The following is a 5,019-nucleotide window of genomic DNA, read 5'->3' on the forward strand; positions in this document are numbered from 1 at the left end:
TGCGCGCCTCGGTTGAGACGAAAGATCTTAACCAACCGCTCTTTAACAACTGAATCAAGCAATTCGTGTGGGTGCTTGTGGAGTCAGACTGATAGTCAACAAGATTATCAGCATCACAAGTTACTCCGCGAGAAATCAAAGATGTAACCAACGATTGCTGAGCCAAGTTTAGGGTTTCTTAAAAACCCAAAGATGTTTGAACTGAAGAGTTTGATCATGGCTCAGATTGAACGCTGGCGGCAGGCCTAACACATGCAAGTCGAGCGGCAGCACGGGTACTTGTACCTGGTGGCGAGCGGCGGACGGGTGAGTAATGCCTAGGAATCTGCCTGGTAGTGGGGGATAACGCTCGGAAACGGACGCTAATACCGCATACGTCCTACGGGAGAAAGCAGGGGACCTTCGGGCCTTGCGCTATCAGATGAGCCTAGGTCGGATTAGCTAGTTGGTGAGGTAATGGCTCACCAAGGCGACGATCCGTAACTGGTCTGAGAGGATGATCAGTCACACTGGAACTGAGACACGGTCCAGACTCCTACGGGAGGCAGCAGTGGGGAATATTGGACAATGGGCGAAAGCCTGATCCAGCCATGCCGCGTGTGTGAAGAAGGTCTTCGGATTGTAAAGCACTTTAAGTTGGGAGGAAGGGCATTAACCTAATACGTTGGTGTCTTGACGTTACCGACAGAATAAGCACCGGCTAACTCTGTGCCAGCAGCCGCGGTAATACAGAGGGTGCAAGCGTTAATCGGAATTACTGGGCGTAAAGCGCGCGTAGGTGGTTTGTTAAGTTGGATGTGAAATCCCCGGGCTCAACCTGGGAACTGCATTCAAAACTGACAAGCTAGAGTATGGTAGAGGGTGGTGGAATTTCCTGTGTAGCGGTGAAATGCGTAGATATAGGAAGGAACACCAGTGGCGAAGGCGACCACCTGGACTGATACTGACACTGAGGTGCGAAAGCGTGGGGAGCAAACAGGATTAGATACCCTGGTAGTCCACGCCGTAAACGATGTCAACTAGCCGTTGGGAGCCTTGAGCTCTTAGTGGCGCAGCTAACGCATTAAGTTGACCGCCTGGGGAGTACGGCCGCAAGGTTAAAACTCAAATGAATTGACGGGGGCCCGCACAAGCGGTGGAGCATGTGGTTTAATTCGAAGCAACGCGAAGAACCTTACCAGGCCTTGACATCCAATGAACTTTCCAGAGATGGATTGGTGCCTTCGGGAGCATTGAGACAGGTGCTGCATGGCTGTCGTCAGCTCGTGTCGTGAGATGTTGGGTTAAGTCCCGTAACGAGCGCAACCCTTGTCCTTAGTTACCAGCACGTAATGGTGGGCACTCTAAGGAGACTGCCGGTGACAAACCGGAGGAAGGTGGGGATGACGTCAAGTCATCATGGCCCTTACGGCCTGGGCTACACACGTGCTACAATGGTCGGTACAGAGGGTTGCCAAGCCGCGAGGTGGAGCTAATCCCAGAAAACCGATCGTAGTCCGGATCGCAGTCTGCAACTCGACTGCGTGAAGTCGGAATCGCTAGTAATCGCGAATCAGAATGTCGCGGTGAATACGTTCCCGGGCCTTGTACACACCGCCCGTCACACCATGGGAGTGGGTTGCACCAGAAGTAGCTAGTCTAACCTTCGGGAGGACGGTTACCACGGTGTGATTCATGACTGGGGTGAAGTCGTAACAAGGTAGCCGTAGGGGAACCTGCGGCTGGATCACCTCCTTAATCGACGACATCAGCTGCTCCATAAGTTCCCACACGAATTGCTTGATTCATTGAAGAAGACGATAGAGTAGAAAGCTTAGAAATGAGCATTCCATCGTGAGATGGTGAATGTTGATTTCTAGTCTTTGATTAGATCGTTCTTTAAAAATTTGGGTATGTGATAGAAAGATAGACTGGACGTTACTTTCACTGGTAACGGATCAGGCTAAGGTAAAATTTGTGAGTTGCTCTTAATTGAGTATTATCGAATTTTCGGCGAATGTCGTCTTCACAGTATAACCAGATTGCTTGGGGTTATATGGTCAAGTGAAGAAGCGCATACGGTGGATGCCTTGGCAGTCAGAGGCGATGAAAGACGTGGTAGCCTGCGAAAAGCTTCGGGGAGTCGGCAAACAGACTTTGATCCGGAGATGTCTGAATGGGGGAACCCACCTAACATAAGTTAGGTATCTTAAGCTGAATACATAGGCTTAAGAAGCGAACCAGGGGAACTGAAACATCTAAGTACCCTGAGGAAAAGAAATCAACCGAGATTCCCTTAGTAGTGGCGAGCGAACGGGGACTAGCCCTTAAGTGGCTTTGAGATTAGCGGAACGTTCTGGAAAGTACGGCCATAGTGGGTGATAGCCCTGTACGCGAAAATCTCTTAGTCATGAAATCGAGTAGGACGGAGCACGAGAAACTTTGTCTGAATATGGGGGGACCATCCTCCAAGGCTAAATACTACTGACTGACCGATAGTGAACTAGTACCGTGAGGGAAAGGCGAAAAGAACCCCGGAGAGGGGAGTGAAATAGATCCTGAAACCGTATGCGTACAAGCAGTGGGAGCCCACTTTGTTGGGTGACTGCGTACCTTTTGTATAATGGGTCAGCGACTTATTTTCAGTGGCGAGCTTAACCGAATAGGGGAGGCGTAGCGAAAGCGAGTCTTAATAGGGCGTCTAGTCGCTGGGAATAGACCCGAAACCGGGCGATCTATCCATGGGCAGGTTGAAGGTTGGGTAACACTAACTGGAGGACCGAACCGACTACCGTTGAAAAGTTAGCGGATGACCTGTGGATCGGAGTGAAAGGCTAATCAAGCTCGGAGATAGCTGGTTCTCCTCGAAAGCTATTTAGGTAGCGCCTCATGTATCACTGTAGGGGGTAGAGCACTGTTTCGGCTAGGGGGTCATCCCGACTTACCAAACCGATGCAAACTCCGAATACCTACAAGTGCCGAGCATGGGAGACACACGGCGGGTGCTAACGTCCGTCGTGAAAAGGGAAACAACCCAGACCGTCAGCTAAGGTCCCAAAGTTATGGTTAAGTGGGAAACGATGTGGGAAGGCTTAGACAGCTAGGAGGTTGGCTTAGAAGCAGCCACCCTTTAAAGAAAGCGTAATAGCTCACTAGTCGAGTCGGCCTGCGCGGAAGATGTAACGGGGCTCAAACCATACACCGAAGCTACGGGTATCACTTAGGTGATGCGGTAGAGGAGCGTTCTGTAAGCCTGTGAAGGTGAGTTGAGAAGCTTGCTGGAGGTATCAGAAGTGCGAATGCTGACATGAGTAACGACAATGGGTGTGAAAAACACCCACGCCGAAAGACCAAGGTTTCCTGCGCAACGTTAATCGACGCAGGGTTAGTCGGTCCCTAAGGCGAGGCTGAAAAGCGTAGTCGATGGAAAACAGGTTAATATTCCTGTACTTCTGGTTATTGCGATGGAGGGACGGAGAAGGCTAGGCCAGCTTGGCGTTGGTTGTCCAAGTTTAAGGTGGTAGGCTGGAATCTTAGGTAAATCCGGGATTCTAAGGCCGAGAGCTGATGACGAGTTACCCTTTGGGTGACGAAGTGGTTGATGCCATGCTTCCAAGAAAAGCTTCTAAGCTTCAGGTAACCAGGAACCGTACCCCAAACCGACACAGGTGGTTGGGTAGAGAATACCAAGGCGCTTGAGAGAACTCGGGTGAAGGAACTAGGCAAAATGGCACCGTAACTTCGGGAGAAGGTGCGCCGGTGAGGGTGAAGCATTTACTGCGTAAGCCCATGCCGGTCGAAGATACCAGGCCGCTGCGACTGTTTATTAAAAACACAGCACTCTGCAAACACGAAAGTGGACGTATAGGGTGTGACGCCTGCCCGGTGCCGGAAGGTTAATTGATGGGGTTAGCTAACGCGAAGCTCTTGATCGAAGCCCCGGTAAACGGCGGCCGTAACTATAACGGTCCTAAGGTAGCGAAATTCCTTGTCGGGTAAGTTCCGACCTGCACGAATGGCGTAACGATGGCGGCGCTGTCTCCACCCGAGACTCAGTGAAATTGAAATCGCTGTGAAGATGCAGTGTATCCGCGGCTAGACGGAAAGACCCCGTGAACCTTTACTATAGCTTTGCACTGGACTTTGAATTTGCTTGTGTAGGATAGGTGGGAGGCTTTGAAGCGTGGACGCCAGTTCGCGTGGAGCCAACCTTGAAATACCACCCTGGCAACTTTGAGGTTCTAACTCAGGTCCGTTATCCGGATCGAGGACAGTGTATGGTGGGTAGTTTGACTGGGGCGGTCTCCTCCTAAAGAGTAACGGAGGAGTACGAAGGTGCGCTCAGACCGGTCGGAAATCGGTCGTAGAGTATAAAGGCAAAAGCGCGCTTGACTGCGAGACAGACACGTCGAGCAGGTACGAAAGTAGGTCTTAGTGATCCGGTGGTTCTGTATGGAAGGGCCATCGCTCAACGGATAAAAGGTACTCCGGGGATAACAGGCTGATACCGCCCAAGAGTTCATATCGACGGCGGTGTTTGGCACCTCGATGTCGGCTCATCACATCCTGGGGCTGAAGCCGGTCCCAAGGGTATGGCTGTTCGCCATTTAAAGTGGTACGCGAGCTGGGTTTAGAACGTCGTGAGACAGTTCGGTCCCTATCTGCCGTGGACGTTTGAGATTTGAGAGGGGCTGCTCCTAGTACGAGAGGACCGGAGTGGACGAACCTCTGGTGTTCCGGTTGTCACGCCAGTGGCATTGCCGGGTAGCTATGTTCGGAATAGATAACCGCTGAAAGCATCTAAGCGGGAAACTAGCCTCAAGATGAGATCTCACTGGGACCTTGAGTCCCCTGAAGGGCCGTCGAAGACTACGACGTTGATAGGTTGGGTGTGTAAGCGCTGTGAGGCGTTGAGCTAACCAATACTAATTGCCCGTGAGGCTTGACCATATAACACCCAAGCAATTTGCTGACTTCGAGCTGAAAAGCGAAAGAGCGCCAGATTGCGGTGTGTGAAGACGAAACGAACCGAAAGTTCGA

At 51.3% G+C, this 5,019-nt stretch carries 2 rRNA genes; both read left to right on the forward strand.

The window, feature by feature from the left end:
* Window positions 1–198: 198 nt before the first annotated feature.
* Window positions 199–1,737: ribosomal RNA gene (locus MO767_RS30765) — 16S ribosomal RNA — on the forward strand.
* Between the two features lie 300 nt (window positions 1,738–2,037).
* Window positions 2,038–4,929: ribosomal RNA gene (locus tag MO767_RS30770) — 23S ribosomal RNA — on the forward strand.
* The 16S and 23S rRNA genes sit together here, the layout of an rRNA operon.
* Window positions 4,930–5,019: the final 90 nt, after the last annotated feature.

The sequence above is a fragment of the Pseudomonas sp. UYIF39 genome (genome assembly GCF_029963765.1).
Taxonomy (GTDB): Bacteria; Pseudomonadota; Gammaproteobacteria; order Pseudomonadales; family Pseudomonadaceae; genus Aquipseudomonas.